Origin of the sequence: Eilatimonas milleporae (assembly GCF_003688555.1) — a bacterium.
Lineage (GTDB): Bacteria > Pseudomonadota > Alphaproteobacteria > Sphingomonadales > Kordiimonadaceae > Eilatimonas > Eilatimonas milleporae.
In genome coordinates this window covers 1-19429 of the sequence record NZ_REFR01000009.1, presented here as the reverse complement: position 1 = coordinate 19429, position 19429 = coordinate 1, and the positions used below count along the sequence as shown (strand labels likewise).

Here is a 19429-nt window from a genome sequence, read left to right as displayed (position 1 = left end):
TACGTCATGGCCCGTGAAAGCGCCCGATATCAGACTTTTTCCCGCCGTGCCTTCCTGCTTGCCGGGGGGCAGGGCCTCGTTTTGACAGGTCTTGGAGCCCGTCTCTATTACCTTTCGGTTATACAGGGTGAGCAATACCGTCTGCGCGCGGAAAAAAATCGTATATCCCTGCGTCTCATCGCTCCGCAACGTGGTGAAATTCTTGATAGAAAGGGCCGCAAGCTGGCGACAAACCGCCAGGATTTCCGCGTTTTTCTGATCCCTGAACAGGCAAGCGACCCGGTCGGGACCCTGCGTCATCTGGGAGACATGGTTGCCTTGAGTGATCAGCGCCTGATGCGTATTCAGCGCCGTATGGAACGCCAGCGACAATTCGTGCCTGTCACCGTGGCGGAAGGTCTGGATTGGGAAACATTCGCCCGCATCAATGTCTCTATTCCCGAACTGCCCGGTGTGCTGCCGGACTCAGGACTTTCCCGCTATTATCCGGACGGGAATCTTGTGGCGCATTTGGTCGGTTATTTGGGCAGCCCGGGCGAAGATGTCATCGAAAACAGCCCTCTCTATCAGTTGCCGGGGGTAAAAGTCGGACGAGAGGGGCTGGAAAGCCGTTTTGAGGATATCTTGCGTGGCAGTCCGGGCACGCGCCGGGTTGAGGTTAATGCTGTCGGTCGCGAAATCCGCGAGTTGCCCCCGCGCCGTGACGCTCTTCGCGGCAATGATCTGGCTCTGACCGTTGATCTGGATCTGCAGCGCTATGCGGCCAGCCAATTGGGTGAAACAGCCGCCGGTGCCGTTGTCCTGGACCTGGAACGCGGTGACCTTTTGGCCCTGGCCTCGACGCCTGCGTTCGACCCAAACGAATTCACCTTCGGTATGAGCGAGGAAAACTGGAACGCCCTTCTTCAGGATCCGCGCAAGCCCTTGCTCAATAAATGTCTAAGCGGCCAGTTTCCGCCAGGGTCCACCATAAAGATGATCGTCGCACTGGCGGCCCTTGAACAGGGAGCGATCAGCCCCGAGACGGAATTTTATTGCAACGGCAAACATCGTCTCGGCAATCACACTTTTCATTGCTGGAAGCGGCGCGGGCATGGTCGCCTCGATCTGGTTCGGGGCATCGCGCAAAGCTGCGATGTCTATTTCTACAAACTTGCCGAACGGATCGATATTGACGTTATTGCCGATATGGCCCGCCGTTTCGGCTTTGGTGAAACGCATGGTCTGGCGCTGGACGGCGAGAAGCAGGGGCTTGTACCCGACAGGGCCTGGAAGCAGGCTGTGATGAATGAGCCCTGGCAGGGCGGAGAGACCTTGATTGCATCAATCGGTCAGGGGGCAATGCTGGCGACACCGCTGCAATTGGCGATCATGACCGGTCGGGTCGCCACCGGTCGACGTCTGAAACCGCGCATTGTCCGTCCGCTCGAAGATGATGTTTTCGGCAGTTACAGAGGCGGCCCCGACTTTGACCCCATGGATGTGAACCCCGTTCATCTGGCTCTTATGCGGCGATCCATGGAAATGGTGATGGAACGGGGCGGCACGGCCCATGATTACAGTCGCCGCAAATCGGCGCCCAAGCAGGCCGGTAAGACCGGTACGGCACAGGTGCGCCGCATTACCGAACAGGAACGCCAGCAAGGGGTTTTGGACAACAACGAACTTCCCTGGAATGCGCGGGACCATGCGCTTTTTGTCGGATATGCACCGGCGGAGGCGCCGCGTGTTGCCGTATCCATTCTGGTTCAGCACGGCGGTGGCGGTTCAAGAGCGGCGGCGCCCATAGGGCGCCGTCTTCTGGACAGGGCGCTGGATATTCTGGCGGCCGATGACAGAACAGCCCTTAAGGACGAAAAGGGTGACCGCGATGATGCATCACCGGAAGGGGATGCCATGGCTCCGGATATGGGAGAGGCGTGATGGTTGCCACACGCATCTTTGGTCCGCGCCGGATTGACAAATCGGCCGTGCAGCGTCTCATGGGACTGAACTGGCTGGTCATTCTTGTGGTTTGTGTAATTGCCGGGATAGGGTTTGCTCTCCTCTACTCGGTGTCAGGGGGGCAGTGGGACCCATGGGCGTCCCGCCAGGCTTTGCGTTTTCTGCTGATGTTATTGCTCATGCTGGGCATCGCCGTCACCGATTTCCGCGTTTGGATGGCGCTTGCATATCCTATGTGGCTGTTGGGGCTTGTGCTTTTGGTGGCGGTTGAATTCGTCGGGGCAACCGGTATGGGCGGACAGCGCTGGCTGGACCTCGGCATCATGCGGCTGCAACCGTCCGAACTGATGAAAATTGCGGTGGTGCTGGCACTGGCGCGTTACTATCACAGTCGCGACGAAATGCAGGCACGGCAGATTTTCACCATGATACCGCCCGTCCTGATGATAATACTGCCTGTGGTTCTCGTTATCAGACAACCGGATCTGGGCACCGGACTGATGATCGTTGCCGGCGGAGCCGCGGTTCTTTTCCTCGCCGGAGTGCGGGCGCGAGTCTTTATTGTCGGGGTGGTGGCCGTGATGGCGGCCGTCCCTTTGGTGTGGCGGCAACTCAGGGATTATCAGCGGGAAAGGGTGCTGACGTTTCTCAATCCTGAATCCGACCCTCTCGGCGCGGGCTATCAGATTACACAATCCAAGATCGCGATCGGATCCGGCGGCTGGACCGGCAAAGGGTTTCTGGAAGGAACGCAAAGCCAGCTTAATTTCCTGCCTGAAATGAAGACAGACTTTATTTTTACTGTTCTTGCGGAAGAATTCGGTCTGATTGGTGCCTTTGTCCTTTTGCTGCTTTACGGTGTCGCCTTGACATGGGCCCTGCTTATGGGACTTGGATGCAGAAGTCAGTTCGGCAGGCTTCTGGCGTCAGGCTTGGCTGTCTCCCTGTTTCTTTATATCTGTATCAATGTTGCCATGGTTATGGGTGTCGTTCCCGTGGTCGGGGTCCCGCTTCCGCTTGTGTCTTATGGCGGATCAGCCATGCTGACATGGATGGTGGCCTTTGGCCTGATTTTATGTGTGGCCACAAACCGTGATGTCAGTCTGGCGCCACGCGGCAGTGGTCTCGCTTAATAGTGGAAAAAGAAAATCAATATTCGCAGAATGCTACTGTGTGCAGGGTAAAATGCTGCTTTACCTTGCCGTTTGGCCTAAAACTACTATTATAACTGCCTTGTTGACGGAATCATTTTCCACTCTAGCCTGTTGTAAATGTTCAAGCGAGTGCTACGGTCTGGGGGTGTGCTGGTGCGAACGGTGCAAATCAGGCAGCGTCTCAAGCGGTTGTGGGGTGACCAGTGACGGAAGTAGGCTCCTTCGTGGAGAAATTGGCTAAGGTCGAGTCAGCTGACGAGGCTTTAAGCCTGTTTCAGGACTTCACACTTAAATACGGATATGACTGTTTCCTGGGCGGTGAGGTCATATTGCCCCGCCATCGTCAGCAAAGGCTCGTTCTGGCCTCTGGTGGCCACGATTGGTGCCGTCACTATGTCGAGAACAATTATTACAGATTTGATCCCATCGTGCGGATTGGCCTGCGTCGGCAGAAGCCCTTTCGTTGGATCGACGTGCTCAATGGCCGCAAGTTGATGGGGACGGCACGCAGGATCCTCGATGAGGCCAGCGAATTCAAACTGAATGAGGGCCTGGTGATCCCCATGGATGTGCCAAGTGGCGGCTTGGTCATGCTTACACTTGCCGGGGAAAAGGTCTCCGAGGACGAAGATCATATCGGTGCCCTGCGTCTGGCGACCAACTTCTTTGTTATGCGCATGCTGGAACTGCACGAACAGGCTGTCCAGATTCCAAAAGAAGACCCTGCCGAACTGTCCGACCGGCAGCTTGAGTGCCTGCAATGGGCGGCTGAAGGAAAATCGAATTGGGCTATCGGTGAAATCATGGGACTTGCCGAGGGTACGGTTCACAAACATATAGAGGCGGCGAAAACCCGTCTTGGCGTTCAGACCCGTCAACAGGCCGTGGCGAAAGCCGTTTGGGATCGTCTGATCATTCTCCAGTGAAGATCCCGATCTTTCTTCATTTTCATTCGATTTCGGTTTAAATCGCTCATGCGCAGCGCGGTCGGCTGTGCGACTGTCTCGGATATTCCTTTCAGTCATCCTGCCTACAGCTTTGCAAAATGCGATTTCGTCGCCATATGTGACGCCGTATTCACTTTTCGCGTGTGGCGATCATTACGCATGATTGCAAACGCATGTTTGAAGTAATGTGCGGCTTGGGAATAAAATTCATATTTTTCAATGTGCTAGATGGTCAATGGACTGATTGATCCAGTGCGCGCCTAGGGTTTTCCCGAATAAGGTCTCTCCATAGGAATTGGAGACGACCATGATCCACGCTGTACACAAGCTTAACCGTGCTCTTTATCGGCCCCAGATGGAAAAAATGTTCGAAAAACGCCATAGGGTTTTTGTCGACCATATGGGGTGGGAAGATCTGCGCCGGGCCGATGGCCGTGATGTTGATGAGTTCGACGGTGAAGACGCCATTTATCTGATGGCGCTTGATGATATCGGCCGTGAGGTACAGGGTGGATTGCGGTTGTTGCCCACGGACCGTCCCATTCTGCTGGATAAGCTGTTTCCCAGTCTGTCCAAAGAGGGAAAGCTGCCCCGCGGCAAGGGCATATTCGAAATCTCCCGCTTCTTTGTCGATGCACCTATCCGGACGACCCCCAGGGGCACGCTGATTAAAGGCGAGATTCTTGTTGGCTTGCTCGATTACGCATCTTCCATGGGGGCGAAACTCTTAACCATGGTCTGTGACATGACATTCCTGCCTCGTCTTCTGGCGTTGCCGTTGGGGGTCAAGCCCCTCGGATTGCCGCGCCAGATCGGTGAGGAAGACGTGGTTGCCGTGAGCATGCCTGTCGAACGCAACGCCATCCACAAAGTCCGTGAATTGTTCGCCGTCAAGCATCCCATCATAGAGGAGTATGAAATGCCGTATCCTTTGCACCATCTGAGTCAGGATTCCCCAATCAAGCAGGCCGAAGCGGAACAGCTTCTGGATTTGGCCGCTCAGATGGGAGAACGGAATGTCGGCCTGGTTTTCCTTGACTTGGTCAAGCGTCTCGGCGATGCCGATGAAACAAGCATTAAGGCTGTTGAAGCGGAACTGGATCATCTGACACTTCATGTCCATCAGATGCTGGAAAAAGTGCGCACCACACCTGTCCGCACACCGCAATATGAGCAGCCAAACATATCGGTCCTCAACTGACGTTAGGGCACCGATGGCAGGGGATGGCAGTTATCCGTCCCCTGGTTTCTTGAACGACCCACACTACTCTCTCATGACACTCGGTGGCCTCCTCTCGGAAGCCACCGTTTTTTATGTGGCATCAGAAGGTGTAGCGGGCGCCAAACCTTACATCGAGGCCGGGGGCCGGTACTTGATCCTTCAGGAAACTGGTGTGGAAGCGGATTTCCTCATCCAGCAGGTTGCGGCCTTCGGCAAAGAGATGCAGCGGACCGTTCGGTCCCATGGGATGAACGGTGATGCCGGCGGCAAGCGCGAAGAAATCGTCTGTTATCAGCTCAAACGGTGCGACCCTGTCCTGTTCGTCGGTATAGGTCAGTTCCACATGGGCATCGATCAGACGCGACTGGAAAATACCTCCAACCGTCGCGCTTAACGGAGGGATGCGCGGCAAATCCAGGTCGTTGTCAGTGTCTTCTGCCCGAACCCAGTCTGCCGTTGCCGTTACGTCAAAGCTGCGATCGCCGTCCTGCCAGGTACGCCACCCCATCTCCACTTCAACCCCCCAGAAACGGGCATCCGTCGCCTGGAAAGCCGCAATCGGCAGATCGTCATCCTCTTCTCCCGTCAGATTCTGGAAGATGAAGTCCTCATAATCCGTATAGAAAAAGGAAACCGAGCCCGTGACAGGCCCTTCCGTTTTGGCAAGCCTGATATCAAAGCCAAGAGCGGTTTCCTCTTCCAGTGTGGGATCGCCGAGTTCAAACAGGCCTGTTGCAAGGTGCGGCCCGTTGGACAGCAATTCCTCGGCATTCGGTGCTCTTTCCGTGCGGTAGCCATTGACGGCCACCTGCCAGCCATTGCCCAGGCGGGCGATGGTGGCGGCGGAAAGGGAAATGCCGGTGTAACTTTCATCGAAAGCCAATTCGTCCGATGAAATGTCCTGAAGCTCCAGACGCGCACCGGCCTCAAACCGCCACATGCCGGTTTCATAGGTCTCCAGTGCGAACACGCCGTACTGGGTCGTATCGTTGGGCGGCACGAAGGCTTCTTCGCCAAGAGCCGAAAAATCCCTGTTGCGGACTTGCACACCGATGGCGCCGTTCAGCCCGCCATAGGTTTTCTGGACCATCTCTATACGGCCTTCCCAACCTTCATTGGTAAAGGTGGTACCGATTTCGCCGCCTTCCAGCTCACTGTGCTCATAATCAGCATAGCCGAAACGGATCTTGGTTTTTTCGAAAATGCCAAAATCACCACGAAATTCACCCATCAGATCAAAGCGAATCTGTTCCAGGTCGATCATGACCTCTTCTTCGCCTTCGTGATCATGACCATGATCCTCATCATGATCGTCGTCATGATCCTCGCCTTCCTCGTCATGGCCGTGATCGTGGTCATGACCGGGCAGTCCATATTCCGTGTCGAAAAAACTGACGGAGAAACCGAGAAATCCATTCTCGCCGATCCAGGAGAAACCGCCGGCGCCCGACAGACGGCGCAAGTCGGTGTTTTCCACCGTGCCTTCCATTTCCTCGTCCCCATGCTCTTCGTCATGACCGTGGTCATCGTCATGATCATCATGGTCGTGGTCATGGTCGTCTTCCAGGGCGCGGAGCGCATCGGACTCGGCAAAGCCCGGGATTTCCAGGTCACCACGGTCGAGAGCATTGAAATCGGCATGAAAGGCGATTGTGTCCGTCACCATGGCGGTAAAGCCGGCGGATCCATTCAATTCATCGCCATTGGTGCCATAATGCGCATGCAGGCGGCCTTCAAAACCGTCTTCCGGCGCTGTTGACGGGATGCGGCCGTCAAAGACGTTGACCGCACCGCCCACGGCATTGTTACCGAAAAGCAGTGTCGCGGGGCCGCGTAGAATTTCGATTTTATCGGCCGTTTCCGGATCGATGGCCACGGCATGATCCACACTTGTGCTGGAGGCATCGATCGAACCGATGCCGCCGATCAGAACACGGATGCGGTCTCCGCCCAGGCCCCGGATGATTGGACGCGATACGGCCGGCCCGAAATAGGTCTGCGATATGCCTGGCAGACTATCCAGCGTTTCACCGAGTGTGCGGGTGCGTAACCGGTCCAGGGCTTCGTCCGCGACAATACTGATCGCCTGGGCCACATCGGTTGACTGTTCTTGGAACGGTCGGCTGGAAACAATGATTTCCTCGACATGTGTGTCTTCGGCCCCTTCATTCTGCGATATGGCAGCATGACTGGCAACGACGGGTAGGCTTATGCCGCCTAGAAGCGTCGCTAAACGAACCGCGGTCAATTGCATGATATTCTCCCTGAAAACTGCGCGCGATTAAATTTGGCCGGCATAATGTTATATTATATCATTTCCGTCAATCGATAGTCGGAGCTTTCATTTGGGCTGGCGGTGATCCGACGGTCACGTTACAAAAAACAAAAGGAGACGCGGCGGTATGACCGCACAACATAATCATCAGCATTGTATTGAAGATGCGCTGCGCAAGGCGGACGACCTGTGCACGGCGAGAGGTGTGCGTTTTACCTCTCTCAGGCGGCGTATATTGGAAATGGTTTGGCAGGGCCATAAGGCGGTCAAGGCCTATGATCTGCTGGACCAGCTGGCCGAGGAAGGCGGATCGGCCAAGCCCCCCACCGTTTATCGTGCGCTTGAATTCCTGATTGCGGAAGGCTTTGTTCACAAGATTGAAAGCCTCAATGCCTATGTCGGGTGCCCGCATCCCGGTCGGCCTCATGTCAGCCAGTTTCTCATCTGTGAACGATGTGCCGGTATTGAGGAAACGAATTCCACCATACTGGACGATGCGATTGAACAAGCCGCAGCCAAGGTGGGCTTTCAGGTCCTTGGTCGTACGATTGAATTACGGGGGATATGTAGCGATTGTCATGCGGGCGTGTCTGCCTGAAAAGGGCCGTAATCGCCTTTTAACGCCTAAAAGCAGCGCCCCTCAGGGATCCGGGCAAACAATCGGGGAGACAGGATATGAAGGCACCGCGGCAGAGCATCTTCCGGATTGTGGGGATTTTTATGGGCATGACCGTGCCGCTTGCAGCCCAGGAAATTCCTGAAGATTTGCTTCAGGTGGATTTTCAGCGCTGCATGCAGAGCTGCACCCCCGGATATGGTGAGGAAACCTGTACACCGCTGTGCACATGTACCGTGGCCGAATTCAAAAAGCGGCTGAATTTTGATCAATATCTGTCGTTGCGGAGTGAACTGGCCAGTACGCAGGTTGGTGCCCAGAACCGCCAGTTGCTTGACACCATTGCAAAATACTGCGCGGATAAAGCGCTACCGGATAATGCAGGAGCCGCGCCCGGCACCTCTGACCGTTGATGGATTTGCCCCTGTTGAGGATGGCGGATGCCTGTCATGCCGGATGGGTTTGAATAACCGGGCGCGGTTGCCCGTTTTCATCGATGGCGACGAAAACGAAACGCCCCTCTGTCACGCGGCGACGGTCCGATTTTCCGGGACGCTCGGCAAAGACATTGATGGCCACGGTGAGCGAGGTCCGGCCCACTTTTTCCAGTTCCGCATAGACCGAGACCGTATCGCCCAGATTGACGGGCTGATAAAATTTCATCGCTTCCACGGCCACTGTCGCCACCCGGCCCGCAGCATGTTCACCTGCGATCAGGGCTCCGGCAATATCCATCTGGCTCAGCACCCAGCCCCCGAAAATATTCCCGTTAATATTCAGGTCGCGTTGCTGCGGTACGGTGCGGATGGTTACAGGTCCCGCCGGTTCACCGCAGGGCTCCTGTTGATTTTTTGAGGGCATGGTTTCAACTCTCTACAGTCTCGGGTGCCGGTTGCGTGCCACCTGTCCGGGGAGAAAGCGGCGCCGGCTGAAAATCGGTCCCAAGAGCTTCCACATAAAGCGACTGGCTGGGAAAGGCAAAATCGGTCCCAGCCTCTTCGACGATCCTCTTGATGGCCAGAAGCAATGTTTCCTTGATCGCCAGCCATTCCAGCCAGTTGGTCGTACGGGTAAAACAATAGATCAGGATATCGATGGAGCTGGCACCGAAACGGTCAATGCGCACCATCGTGGTCGTGTCCTCGGGCGATACGAAATCCTGTGACCCGAAAATATAGTCTTCAATGGCCGTCCTGACGGTCTCCAATTGTTCGGCGGTGCTGTCGTAACGCAGACCGATCATCCATTTGATGCGACGGTATGTCATTCGGGAAAAATTGGTCACCGCGGCATCCGCCAGCGCTGCATTCGGCACATAAACCGGTGCCTTGTCGAAGCGCCGTACCTTTGTCGTGCGGAAACCGATATGTTCCACCGTGCCTTCTACGACGCCGGCTACAAGAATCCAGTCACCGGGGTGAAAACGCCGTTCGCCCAGTAAAAACAGACCGGCGATCAGATTCTTGAAAAGGTCCTGCGCCCCAAGCGCGACAGCCACACCAAACAGGCCTAGGCCGGCGACCAGCGGTCCCACCTGTATGCCCCATATCTCCAGAATGGTGGCGGCACCGATGAGGATGAAAGCGACTTTCAGCGCTTTGGTCAGCCACTGAATGATCGCCGTCGTCAGGAATCGTTCGGCTTTTTGCAGCAACTGGCCGACGGGGTCGGATGCACGATACAGACTCCAGAAAATGGCAAAAGCGATCAGCGACCGGTTGATCCGGTTGGCGAAATCATAAGCCGTATCATCCAGTTGCAATGTCGAAGTTGCGAAAAAAACGCCCATGATGACGGGAACGAGGCGTATGGGACCATGCAGGGAGTCAATGATCGCGTCGTCGATAGTGGTTTCCGTACGCTCGGCCCAGGCGCGAACGCGGTTCAGGATGAACCGCGTGATGATATCCCGTGTCAGCAGAAACCCGGCGAGGATAAGAAGAGCCAGCAGGATATGACCGATATCGATACCGTACAGGCCGTTGTTCCAGACGTCGGTAACCAGAGCCCAGAAATCCCGTAACTCAGCCTCGGTCATTCTTTGTCGGCCTCAGGAGTGTTCTGAACAGTCCCGTTTTTGTCTTCGCGGCTGGTTTCAAACGATCGCGGTTCGGAGTCCAGTACACCGTGCCCGTAGACACTGTCGTCATGGCCGCTACGGTTGCTCAGGAATAACAGTCCCATCAGTGCGAAGCCCACGGCAACGGTCAACACCACGCCGATGATCAGGGCGGCCGTACCGTGGCCGCTGATTTCCACGCCTTCCATGCTGCCTGCCATGCGCACGCCCCAGAAGGTGATCGCACCGAGAATGGCAAGCAGGACAAGACCGAGAATAACGCGTTTGATCATCGGTTGTTCTCCGAACCCGCACTTTCGGTCCCGGTGGCGCTGCTTCTCAGCGCTGCAAGGAATTTCCTGATGCGTTCGACATTTCTGACGGCTTCCGTCCCTGTCTCGCTGGAGACGGCGCGGATGTCGAGAAGGCTCCCGTCACCGTTCTCACGGATACGAATGGCGAAATTCGACCGGTCGCCGAACCAGGGGGTGACGGTATAAGCTTCAACCGGACCATTGCCGGCCCCTTCGCTGACCAGTGTCCAGCCAAGACTGCGGACAGTCAGCAGAATCCGGGGCCGCAGGATCGCCGGTGCCTGGTCGAAATATGCCGTCGTCAGATCGGCGAAATAGGTATCGTGACGGGCCGCATAATCATCCATCAAGGGGCTGCCGGCCACATCGCGGGCGAGCAGCGGGTCATACACACGCTCGGGGATAATGTGGAAACGCGGCGGGGTGGCAAGGTCGGTTGTCAGTTCGTGCAGGTAAGGGGCCGGCTGCAGCGGTGGTCCATACAGAAAAAACAGGGCAGCCAGTCCCGGTACGGCAACCAGGCTCAGTAAACCGCGCCAACCGAAACGGCTGCTGCGGCTTGCCAGTACATGAACAATGCCCACCAGAAGCAGGATTACGGCCCCCGCCACTGCAAGACGGGTCAGCGTTATGAGTTCTGCCCTGAAGGCCCCCGTATCAACCGGCAGCAGGTTTAACAGATTGCTGGTGTGGACAGGGCCGGCCAGCACCGCGCCGATGGCGGTCAGCATCACAAGCAAAAACGCCAATGTAATGAAAAGCGATGATTTTTTTTCGTCTTTTTTAAAGAAAATCCTAGACATAGCGGTTGTTTAGCGCCCCTTTCAAACCGGTTGAATTCCTTTTACTGGCTTATGAGGGGCATGAAAAGGGTCGTCTTCCGATCATACGCCGCGTCGGTGATGGCGACCCCTGTATGATGCGCCGGCCACGCCTGTCAGCATAAATCCGCAATAGCCCGCATGGCGTTATCCACCCAGCGAAAACGTCTGTCGTCTATGGTTTGGCGTGCTGTTTGGCCCAGCCGCCTGCGCAGGTCCGGATCACCCGCCAGTGTTGCCACGGCGTCACGCATGGACAGAGCCGGGGTATCGGGACGTGCGCCATGATGGCAGGGGGCGTGTGCCGCATCCGAACCGGTATCTTGCATATCGCCAGTATCTTTCGTGTTATCAGTATCTTTTAGGCTGCCATTATCTGTTAGGCCGTCCGTGGGCGGTGTGAACAGCAATGCATCCCGCCCATGGGTCAAAATCTCCCGGATATTGGGTTGATCGGGGGCAACAATGGCTACCGCTGCTCCCATATAATCGAATAGTTTCAGCGGACTGGCATAGGCTGTGGCGGAGGGTTGCAAGGCGATATCCATCGCTGTCGTCAATATGGGGATATCCTCATGCGGTTGTGGTCCAAGGCAGGTCAATCTGTCAGACACATCCAGATCATCGGCCAGTGTCCGGCATGCCTCCAGTGCGGGGCCGGTGCCGATGACCAGCAGTTTGAGTTGGATATCCCGCTGCGCGGCAATCAGGCGGACAATCTGGTCCAGCCCATGCCAGGTCCGCACATACCCCACAAAGCCAAGCACAATGTCCGTGTCCGTCAGTCCCAAACGGTCCCGTGTCTGTTTGCGCTGGGCCCGTGCGGCATCGAACGGGGCGGTATTGATACCATTGTGCAGAACCAGGATCCTGTCCCGTGCAACCCCGGCCGCGGCGACGCGGTCGGCCAGTACGGTACTGACGGCGATCACACGGTCTGCGGATATCCAGGTGAACCGTTCAATGCGCCTGGCCAGACGATGCCAGGCCAGTCCGCCATGGGCTGCGCGCTCCTCGGACAGGGGGGCGTTGACTTCCACCACCAGGGGCAGGCCGGTTTTCCGGGCCAGCCAGGCACCCGCCGGCAGGAACAGATTGTATCTTTCATAGATCAGGTCGGGTTTGTGGCGGGCAACGGCTGTTTTCAGTTTGCCGTATGCACGCAGCGCGTAAGCCAGTTCCAGTAATTCTGCCATCCAGCGGGGCAGGCGGGCGCGGACGGCCGCCAGCAAGCCACCGTTGCCTGTCTGTGCGGCATTTTGCGATGTTCTGGCGATGCCGTGGCGCGGCCCGACCGGGATGACGGTGTGTCCCTGTACTTCAAGAGCGGAGATAATGGCCTGTATATGCACGGACTGTCCGTCCAGCGCGGCCACGCGGTAATGATACAGGATGGTCAGCGACCGGCTCATGGCTGATCACCGTTCCGGAATGTTTTGACCGTCGGTGGGGCAATCACGGCCGGGTGTCTCAACTGTTCAGCCTGTGACTGATAATGGCGATCGCATCCTTCATCAGCGGCAGCGTTTCGTCAAAGGCCCGCACGCCTTCCTCAATCAGCTCCGGCGCACGGTGAAAATCCATCAGACCCAGATGCCCGACACGCGGATTGATGGTGATATCCGGCGGATCGCCGGCCAAACGCGACCGCGACAGACGGTTCTGTAGAATGTTCAGACTGGCCACCATGCTTGTGAACATACTGGGGGAGTCTTCTTTCTTGCCGAAAATACGGCGCAGGAAACTGCTGCGCGACTGACTGCCCAATGCTGCGGGATCTTTCATGATGCTGGAAAAAACGCCGTAATCACTATCTTCCATGGCGCCGGCTTTGGTAGCTTTGCGCCGTCCGTACAGATCCTCCGCCAGATTGACGGCGATCACGATTTCGCATCCGGCGGCTCGGCAAACGGACACCGGAACAGGGTTGACCAGGGCGCCGTCGGCCAGCCACCGCCGTTTGATCCGTTTTGGCTCGAAGACGCCGGGCAGGGCGAAGCTGGCCTGTATGGCATCGGCCATGTCGCCTTCCGACAGCCAGACTTCATGTCCTGTTTTCAGCTCACAGGCGACCGCGGTGAACGGGATGGTCAGATTGTCGAAGGTCGCGCCGCCGAAATTCTCCATCATCAGCCGGTTCAGGCGGTCTCCACCGAATAGGCCGCCTTTTAGGCCGATGTCAAGGAACCGGAAAAAGTTATATTCTTTCAGGGACCGAGCCCAGTCTTCCAGCGTATCCAACTGCCCGGCGGCCAGGGCGCCGCCGACAACCGCACCGATGGATGTGCCGGCCACCATGTCGACGGGCACGCCTTCTTCGTGCAGGCGGCGGATCACGCCGATATGCGCCCAGCCCCGTGCGACACCGGCACCGAGCGCCAGGCCGATCTTTGGGCGTCGCACGCCGGGGGGCAGGGCGACGATGTCATCGCTTCCGTCTTTGGAATCTGGGGGTATGCGCCCCGTTTCCTTGCCCGCATCCATGCTTTTGGGGGCTGGATCTGCCGGTGTGCTGGGCGGGATATCGCCATCCTTGCCGGCTTGCGACGGCCGCTGCCTGCCGTCTTTCTTGCGGATGCTTTCAAACATGGGTGTCCGGGGCCCTTAATGTTTTGCCTCAGTCCTTGTGGGGAGGCATCTCACGGCAATTCAGCGTTCGGATCAAGCCGTGCGTCAGGCACGGCATTACACCTCATCGTCCTCGAATATCAGGATATCGCCCGGCTGGCAGTTGAGATAGCGGCAGATCGCCGCAAGCGTTGCAAAGCGCACCCCCTTGACCTTGCCCTGTTTCAACAGGCTCAGATTTGCCTCGGTTATGCCCACATGGGCGGCGAGATCCTTCGATTTCACCCCCCTGTCTTCCAGTATGCGGTCCAGTGTGACGCGAATCGGCATCGGGCTCAGACAATCTCTTCCAGTTCCTCACGCTGCGCTTTTGCATGGGCCAGAGCCTCGGCAAACAGCAGCATCATGATACCGACCAACAGGGCGGCCAAATCATGGTTCGAGGTATTGATGACCAGCATCTTTTCACCGGGGCCCCGGTCGATCGTCATAACCACCGACAGGATGGCCTGCTCAACCATTTTGACCAGCGGGAAAAATGCCAGCAGCAAAGCCATGCGCCGCGTGGCCTGCACGGACAGGGCCGAGAAAAACAGCCCGCGCGCAAATTGCATTGCCACCGTGCGCATATTCCAGGCCGCCAGCATCATCATGGCAACCGTGGCGCTTCCGACCGCTGTCATCGTGATCCGTTGCCAGAGGCTCAGTTCCGCGAGGTCCCGGATTCCCCAAAGGGGGTCGGACGATACATCCGACAAACTGTCCGGGAAAAGCAACAGCCACAGCAGGCCGACCGGCTGCAATCCCATGAAAAGCCACAGCAGCCCGTGGCACAGATAATACAGCCGGCTGTGCCGGACCTTGGATGCCGGCGTGTCGCCAGCCGTGGAACTCTGTTCGGAAGACATGATTTCAAAATCCTAAAAATTATTGTTTTACAGAAAGAATACGCTGGCTTATAGTGGCTTGCAAGATGGAGAACAAAATCATCCTCTTTTAAAAAAACTTCCCCACGACGATACAGGATCAAGCCCGTGTCACGACAGCCTCTCATCGCCAAGCCTTTGAGCCAAGGTCCCACACCCGGCCGCGGTGCCGGCAGACCTGTACTGTCAGGGCTGCTGATCGTTTTGGCGGCGGTCATGTTGTTTTTTGTAATGGTCAAGGCGGCCCTTGGGCAGGACGGTGCCCAGGATACCGGTGCGCAAGAGGCTGTCCCAAGCCCCGTACCCGTGATGATCGACACAGTTTCAGCCGATACATTGCCGCCTCTGGACATTCCACCCGCTATCCAGCCCGTCGCGGCGGATGCAGGGGGAGCCGGCGGTGGCGACGGTCAGCCGCTGGTGGTGCCGGTTTTCCCGCGTGGCAGCAAGCTGCCGGAAGGGGCGGCTGCGTTGAAAGACAGCTACATCGTTATGGATGACGGTTCTGTCGTGTCCATGGCCGACTGGGTCTTGGGCGCGCTGAATAAAAATATCGGCGCGGACATGGGCGATTATGACAACCGTCTGTTTCTGGGGCAGGTGGCCCGCGCCATGGCGGGGTTGGACGAGGGCATGGTGGACCGCCGCCCGGTCCCCCGTCCGACCGCCGTGACGCCGAAGGCGCTGCCGCCACGCTTTTTCCTCATCGACTTCCTCGACGCCTATTTTACCCATGCCAGCCAGATCAAGGCCCCGGACGGGACGCAGCTTGCCTCCGCCTCCGTCAGTGTGGCGGATGGCATGACACCGGGGTTTGCCCGCAGACCGCTCACGGAATCACTCGAAGTCCATGTTCAGGACGCACGCTTCCAAAGCCTGTTCTATGACCAGGCAGAGCTTCCCAAGCCGTGGGAACAGGATAAGTAAGGCCTTGACCGGTATCGGTCTGACCGCCGCCATGCGGCATGTCGGCGGCTGTATTTCAAAAGTCCGGCCTTTATCATTTAGGAAAGCCGGGGCAGCCACATGCCCGTGGTCGCGGAATAAATGCCGATGGCCATGACCATGGTGACGGCGACTAGGCCACCCGCCATTGCAAACCGGCCGCCCACGCCGCCGCGCGTCTGCGCGATGAAATACAGTTCAAGGATCGCCAGCGGCACCAGATACTGGGCATAACTCAGGATATTGAAGAGGACTTCCATATTGCCAAGGCTGCCGTCATTGACGAAGGCCCAGAAACGGTATCCCAGCCGCAGAAACCAGACGGCGTTCACCGCCATGAACAGGCGCAGGGCCCAGCGCCGGTGTGCGGTGAAATTGCGGGCCATCGCGGTACGCCACGCCATGGCACCGAACAGGATGATCAGCACACCGTCCACGCTGGTGCCGATATGCTGGACCGTATTGCCGAATGCGCCGCCCCGCATCCAGATCATATACAATCCGGCCAGACTGATCAGCACGGCTGTCACCATATATATCCGCCCGTACCAGCGGTGGATGCGTGGAAACCGGTCGCGGATTTGCGGTATCAGTTGCAGCGGTCCGCCACCGATGACAAGGGCGGCGAGGAAAACATGAACGCCCACCGCCAGATTGCCGACGCCGTCGCCCGGCACAAATCCTTTGGGCAGATGCGTGTTCGCCAGACTGCCAAGACCGTTCTGTATAATCGGCACGATGAAATAGGCTATGATGTAAAAGGTGAACATCCACAAGCCGGCGGTCGCGACCACAAACCAAAGCTGGGCCGCCGCTTTCAGGGCATTTCTTGCCAATGCGGCCGGTGCCGGCTGGCTGGAAAATATTGTATCTGTCATGGGGCCTCTCCTCATCTGTCGTTTTTATTGTGCGCTGACACATCGCCAACGGTATGCCCCGCCGGGCGACACCGTTTCTGCGCCATTGCCGCGCACGCGCGGGGATGCGGCATGGTTTTATCATTGCGTTTCAACGGGGTCTCATCGCCGGCGGGCTGAAAGTGTATCCGGATGCGTCAAAGCGGCCCTTTGGCACACTTTGTTACATTTTTTACACCCGCATACGGCGTGGAGCGCGGCAGAATGGCTTTGAACCGATGCAAGGGCGGCACTATTGATTGGGCGAGATGTCTGACAAAGCGCACATTCTGCTGATTGATGACGACAATGACATCCGTCTGCCGCTGGCAAAGTATCTTGGCCGGAACGGTCTGCGCTGCAGTGTTGCCGCCAATGGCCGTGAAATGGACCGGCAGCTTGCGAGCACTGGGGTTGACCTGATTGTGCTGGATATCATGCTGCCGGATGAAGACGGTTTTTCCATCTGCCGACGGCTGCAGCAATCCGCCCGTATTCCCATCATTCTTCTGACCGCCCTGTCGGATGAAACCGACCGTATCGTCGGCCTGGAACTGGGGGCTGACGACTATGTCACCAAGCCGTTTAATCCCCGGGAACTGCTGGCGCGCATCAAGTCCGTCCTGCGGCGCAGCCGCATGCTGCCGCCGCGCCAGCGCATGGCGCGCGGTGTCGTCCGCTTTGACCGCTGGCGCTTCGATTTTGCCCAGAAGGAAGTGGTTGGTCCCGACGGCACCGTCATACGTCTCAGTTCGGGCGAACATCTGCTGCTGACATCGCTGATCGACCATGCCGGGTTGACGCTGTCCCGCGATCAGTTGCTGGACCTGACGCGCGGACGGGAAGCTCAGCTTTTTGACCGCAGTATCGACAATCAGATCAGCCGTCTGCGCCGAAAACTGGAGCAGGACCCCAAAAAACCCCGTATCATCCTGACGGAATGGGGCGGTGGATACCAGTTCGCCGCACGCCTGTCCTGGGACGGCTAGGCGTGCGTGTGCGTCTCATGCCGCAAAATCTCGAAGGCCGGATTCTGGCCATTCTTGTCCTGTCTTTCGGCGTTCTGCTCGGCACGCTGACGGTGTTTGAGGTCCTGGACCAGCCCGGCGTGGTCGAAGTCGCGGAAACGGACCGCACCCTACGCCGTTTCAAGCGGGTCAACCGGTGGGCCAGCCGCCTGTCCGAACGACGGCTGAGGCGCTTTGTCGATCGCTTTTCCGGCTGTCACAGTGGATACACACTGTCCGCCGCGCCGTATCCGGTGGATCGCACCAGCGAGGACACCGAAAGGCTGGCCGGACGCCTGCGGACTGAACTCTCCCTGGATACGACAGACCTGCGTGCCGGTTTCGCCCTATTGGACAGGCAGGATTTTTCCTACAGCACGTGTGGACCGTCCGAAATAAACTTCCCGGTCGAGGGGATCGTCGTCAGTCTGCGTCTGGCCGAGGGGCGGTGGCTGAACGCCGAAATCCATCCCCACCCCTGGGCCTGGGACGCCGACATGACCAGTTGGCTGGTGCGCTCCGGCACCGCATTCCTGATTGTCGGCGGCATCGCACTGGTGTTCATACGGCAGATCAGCAAGCCATTGCGTCAGTTGACACGGGCCGCCCGCAGTTTCGGCACCGGGCTCAAGGTTGCGGAGGTCAGCGAGAGCGGCCCGCCGGACGTCAGGCAGGCGGTGCGGTCCTTCAACGCCATGCAGCGGCAGATCACGGCGGAGATGGCGCGGCGCGACCAGACACTGGCGGCGATCAGTCATGATGTACGCACGCCGTTGACCGCCCTGCGCCTGAAGGCCGAATTGATCGGGGATGACGCTGTCCGCGCCGACCTGATCGCCAGCGTCGACAAGATGGAGGGAATCACCGCCTCCGCGCTGGCATTCCTGAAAGGGGAATCGCGTACCGAGCCCATGCGGCGGGTCGATATCGGCGCGCTTGTGGACAGCGAATGCACTGACATTGCCGAGATGGGTGCCCGCGTCACCTGTCGCTGCCCGCACCCCGTCCGCCAGGGCTGCCGGCCCGACGCCTTGGCGCGGGCGGTCAGAAACCTTGTCGAGAACGCCGTCAAATATGCAGGAAGCGCCGAGGTCACCGTGACATGCGTGGACGGCACGGTCGACATCGCCGTCGCTGATTCCGGTCCCGGCATCTCGGCGGAGGACCGGCAAAGGGTGGTGCAGCCGTTCGAGCGCCTGTCCCCGGCGCGGGAAAGCGGCCTCGGCGGCCATGGTCTCGGCCTTGCTATCGCGATGGCGGTGGCCGAAGGGCATGACGGCACGCTGCGCCTTGCCGCCAACACGCCGACCGGCCTGATTGCCGCGATCCGCTTTCCCGCTGTTTGATATCCTTTTGGCGGTGTGATTCCGGCGGTTCCGATGGCTTTCAGCATGGATATGCGGGCCTCAAAAACGGCATTTGAGCACTGGCTTTTCAGATCATGCGCCAAGGGTACCGATTGTGACAAAAACAGGCTGTTTCCGCACGACTTTGCGATCAATCAATGCTTGGGGGCGTTTTTTTCATAAAAGTGCAAAAAGACGTTTGACAGGGGCGTGGATGACCCATATAACCCGCCTCCGTCGCCGCGACGCAGCCAAGCGCTTCGACACGGCAACGGCAGGAGCCTCCGGGCTCCGTTTTGTTCTTTGACATAGTTTGATGGGAAGGGAGATGAGGACGGTGGTCTGTTTATGATCATTGTTTTCGGATCTCTTAAGAGAAGCAAGCAGAC

Annotated in this window: 19 protein-coding genes; 9 read left to right on the top strand and 10 right to left on the bottom strand. The window is 57.8% G+C overall.

What is annotated here, in order from left to right; all coding sequences use genetic code 11:
- The first annotated feature begins 6 nt into the window (after window positions 1-6).
- The 4 genes from mrdA (at window position 7) to BXY39_RS00990 (ending at window position 5246) form a co-directional block, all read left to right on the top strand.
- Entirely contained in the window at window positions 7-1923 is a 1917-nt protein-coding gene (gene mrdA, locus BXY39_RS01005; protein WP_121936982.1) for a penicillin-binding protein 2, read from the top strand.
- Entirely contained in the window at window positions 1923-3077 is a 1155-nt protein-coding gene (gene rodA / locus BXY39_RS01000; protein ID WP_121936981.1) for a rod shape-determining protein RodA, read from the top strand. The genes mrdA and rodA overlap by 1 nt, the downstream gene beginning before the upstream one ends.
- A gap of 224 nt (window positions 3078-3301) precedes the next feature.
- Complete coding sequence (locus tag BXY39_RS00995) at window positions 3302-4024, top strand: LuxR family transcriptional regulator (protein ID WP_121936980.1); 723 nt, start codon at window positions 3302-3304, stop codon at window positions 4022-4024.
- 316 nt (window positions 4025-4340) lie between these two features.
- Complete coding sequence (locus BXY39_RS00990; RefSeq protein ID WP_147453418.1) at window positions 4341-5246, top strand: acyl-homoserine-lactone synthase; 906 nt, start codon at window positions 4341-4343, stop codon at window positions 5244-5246.
- 121 nt (window positions 5247-5367) lie between these two features.
- Here the strand turns inward: BXY39_RS00990 and BXY39_RS00985 are convergent, their stop codons facing one another.
- Complete coding sequence (locus BXY39_RS00985; RefSeq protein ID WP_121936978.1) at window positions 5368-7521, bottom strand: TonB-dependent receptor domain-containing protein; 2154 nt, start codon at window positions 7519-7521, stop codon at window positions 5368-5370.
- A 148-nt stretch (window positions 7522-7669) separates the two neighbouring features.
- On the opposite strand from BXY39_RS00985, the gene BXY39_RS00980 reads away from it, so the two are divergent.
- Window positions 7670-8140 carry a transcriptional repressor gene (locus tag BXY39_RS00980; RefSeq protein ID WP_121936977.1) on the top strand — a complete coding sequence of 157 codons (471 nt, stop codon included), beginning with the start codon at window positions 7670-7672 and terminating at the stop codon, window positions 8138-8140.
- Between the two features lie 77 nt (window positions 8141-8217).
- The gene (locus BXY39_RS00975) at window positions 8218-8571 is read left to right on the top strand and encodes a hypothetical protein (protein WP_121936976.1); all 354 of its coding nucleotides are present in this window, start codon (window positions 8218-8220) and stop codon (window positions 8569-8571) included.
- Window positions 8572-8605: 34 nt separating this feature from the next.
- On the opposite strand, the gene BXY39_RS00970 is transcribed toward BXY39_RS00975, so the two are convergent.
- The 8 genes from BXY39_RS00970 to BXY39_RS00935 form a co-directional block, all read right to left on the bottom strand.
- Window positions 8606-9019, bottom strand: coding sequence for an acyl-CoA thioesterase (locus tag BXY39_RS00970; protein WP_121936975.1), 414 nt, complete (start codon window positions 9017-9019; stop codon window positions 8606-8608).
- A 4-nt stretch (window positions 9020-9023) separates the two neighbouring features.
- Window positions 9024-10196 (bottom strand): mechanosensitive ion channel family protein, encoded by a 1173-nt coding sequence (locus BXY39_RS00965; RefSeq protein WP_121936974.1) that lies wholly within the window; start codon window positions 10194-10196, stop codon window positions 9024-9026.
- The gene (locus BXY39_RS00960; RefSeq protein WP_121936973.1) at window positions 10193-10510 is read right to left on the bottom strand and encodes a hypothetical protein; all 318 of its coding nucleotides are present in this window, start codon (window positions 10508-10510) and stop codon (window positions 10193-10195) included. The genes BXY39_RS00965 and BXY39_RS00960 overlap by 4 nt, the downstream gene beginning before the upstream one ends.
- On the bottom strand, window positions 10507-11265 hold the full coding sequence (locus tag BXY39_RS00955) for a DUF1499 domain-containing protein (RefSeq protein ID WP_170163525.1): 759 nt from the start codon (window positions 11263-11265) through the stop codon (window positions 10507-10509). Before BXY39_RS00955 ends, BXY39_RS00960 begins: the two co-directional genes overlap by 4 nt.
- Before the next feature lie 203 nt (window positions 11266-11468).
- A complete protein-coding gene (locus tag BXY39_RS00950; protein ID WP_121936971.1) occupies window positions 11469-12764 on the bottom strand; it encodes a glycosyltransferase family 4 protein in 1296 nt (431 codons plus the stop codon).
- Window positions 12765-12822: 58 nt separating this feature from the next.
- Complete coding sequence (locus tag BXY39_RS00945; RefSeq protein WP_211332025.1) at window positions 12823-13941, bottom strand: patatin-like phospholipase family protein; 1119 nt, start codon at window positions 13939-13941, stop codon at window positions 12823-12825.
- 96 nt (window positions 13942-14037) lie between these two features.
- A complete protein-coding gene (locus BXY39_RS00940; RefSeq protein ID WP_121936970.1) occupies window positions 14038-14250 on the bottom strand; it encodes a helix-turn-helix domain-containing protein in 213 nt (70 codons plus the stop codon).
- A gap of 5 nt (window positions 14251-14255) precedes the next feature.
- The gene (locus BXY39_RS00935) at window positions 14256-14828 is read right to left on the bottom strand and encodes a DUF2975 domain-containing protein (RefSeq protein ID WP_121936969.1); all 573 of its coding nucleotides are present in this window, start codon (window positions 14826-14828) and stop codon (window positions 14256-14258) included.
- A 126-nt stretch (window positions 14829-14954) separates the two neighbouring features.
- Here BXY39_RS00935 and BXY39_RS00930 point away from each other — a divergent pair, with 126 nt between their 5' ends.
- The gene (locus BXY39_RS00930; RefSeq protein WP_147453417.1) at window positions 14955-15773 is read left to right on the top strand and encodes a hypothetical protein; all 819 of its coding nucleotides are present in this window, start codon (window positions 14955-14957) and stop codon (window positions 15771-15773) included.
- A 77-nt stretch (window positions 15774-15850) separates the two neighbouring features.
- On the opposite strand, the gene BXY39_RS00925 is transcribed toward BXY39_RS00930, so the two are convergent.
- On the bottom strand, window positions 15851-16669 hold the full coding sequence (locus tag BXY39_RS00925) for a DUF2306 domain-containing protein (RefSeq protein WP_121936967.1): 819 nt from the start codon (window positions 16667-16669) through the stop codon (window positions 15851-15853).
- Between the two features lie 287 nt (window positions 16670-16956).
- Here BXY39_RS00925 and BXY39_RS00915 point away from each other — a divergent pair, with 287 nt between their 5' ends.
- Together BXY39_RS00915 and BXY39_RS00910 are read left to right on the top strand one after the other, a co-directional pair.
- Window positions 16957-17676 carry a response regulator gene (locus BXY39_RS00915; RefSeq protein ID WP_121937672.1) on the top strand — a complete coding sequence of 240 codons (720 nt, stop codon included), beginning with the start codon at window positions 16957-16959 and terminating at the stop codon, window positions 17674-17676.
- Window positions 17677-17678: 2 nt separating this feature from the next.
- Window positions 17679-19040 carry an ATP-binding protein gene (locus BXY39_RS00910; RefSeq protein WP_170163524.1) on the top strand — a complete coding sequence of 454 codons (1362 nt, stop codon included), beginning with the start codon at window positions 17679-17681 and terminating at the stop codon, window positions 19038-19040.
- Window positions 19041-19429: the final 389 nt, after the last annotated feature.